Raw genomic sequence first — 1,351 nt, forward strand, 5'->3', positions numbered from 1 at the left:
GGCTCGCTCAGGGCTTCGGCCGCGACCGCGTGAAGGAAACGGCCGCGCGGCGCGAAAATCGGCTGATAGGCGCTGCGCAGCCGGAACTCGCCATGGATGCCGTATTCGATGCCGACTTCGTCGACCCGGATCGCATCGCCGACATTGCGCCGCCGATCGTCTCTCATGTCGCCACGCGGCGCCCGAAGGCCTTGACCGGCCGCGCCGAAGGCGTTCCCACGGCAGGAGCCGACGTGTCGACGGCAGCAGCGACAGGCGCCTGCCTGGCCTTGTCGAAGACGCCAAAGCTGGTCGGCGCCAATTCGGGCCGCGCCAGCACGAAACCCTGCACCATCGACGCACCCGATTTCTCGGCGAGCTCCAGTTGCCAGCCCTCCTCGATGCCTTCGAACACCGTATGGATACCTTGCTCCTCGAAGTTCTTCACCATGGTGGTCAGCAACGCGAAGCCGGCGCCGGACTCCATCAGCTGCGTGATCCAGTAGGCATCGAACTTGACGATATCCGGCTTCAATTCCTTGACCCGATTGATGTCGGAATCGTCCGCGCCATAATCGTCGACGGCGATGCGAAAACCGTTGGCCCTCAGTGCCGCGACGAAGCCATGCAAGGCTTCCTGCGACGCCGACCGCTGCTCGGTCACCTCGCAGACGACGCGACGCGGGTCGATGCCGGCCTCGTGCAGCACGAGCCGCATTTCGCGCAAGGCAGCGTCGGCAACGGCGCGTTCGGTGAACACTGACGGGTCGAAATTGACGAAGATCGATGCTTCCCGCGGCAGGCAGGCACCGGCGTTGAGAAGATGCAGCGTCCTGGTCAGCGCCTCGATATGCAGCCGGTCGGCGGCCGGGCAGGTCGAGAAGAAATTCATCGGCGATTGCGGCTCGCCGTCGCGGAACGGCCGGATCAGCCCTTCGAACGCGACCACCGACAGCTTGCCTTCCTTGAAAGCGAAGATCGGCTGGAAGGCGCTTTGCAGCGTGTAGATACCCCAGACACCGGTGGAGGTGCCGTCGTCCTGACGGATGATGTGGGCAAGCCCGACGCTGCGCGACACGGTTCCTCGCTCCGCAATTGGTCTGCCATCCTGCCACTCAAGCCTCTACCGCTCGTTAATGAATTTATTGTTGCCGACCCCGGGTCCCGATCACAGCTCCTTGAGACCTGGATCAGCCGACAATACTTGCGTTGCGCGAAATCATGCGACATGAGAAGCGCCGCGGTCGCTCCTGGCCGCGCCGATCTTCCATGGAGACGTCAAGCTCATGGCCTTTCTTGCCGACACCCTTTCCCGCGTGAAGCCTTCCGCCACCATCGCGGTCACGCAGAAAGCGCGCGAGCTGAAAAATGC

The 1,351-nt window shown here is 63.4% G+C and carries 2 protein-coding genes and 1 pseudogene; all 3 read right to left on the reverse strand.

Annotation, left to right across the window (positions count from 1 at the left end):
* Window positions 1-167 (reverse strand): annotated as a pseudogene (locus EN893_RS39605) (EAL domain-containing protein); the annotation flags it as partial.
* A complete protein-coding gene (locus EN893_RS32035; protein WP_127270427.1) occupies window positions 164-1,057 on the reverse strand; it encodes an EAL domain-containing protein in 894 nt (297 codons plus the stop codon). The gene EN893_RS32035 and the pseudogene EN893_RS39605, both read right to left, overlap by 4 nt.
* A gap of 112 nt (window positions 1,058-1,169) precedes the next feature.
* A partial coding sequence (locus EN893_RS38815) for a hypothetical protein (protein WP_206640215.1) occupies window positions 1,170-1,351 on the reverse strand: 182 nt, incomplete at its 5' end.

This window comes from Mesorhizobium sp. M7A.F.Ca.CA.004.04.2.1 (assembly GCF_004022825.1).
Lineage (GTDB): Bacteria > Pseudomonadota > Alphaproteobacteria > Rhizobiales > Rhizobiaceae > Mesorhizobium.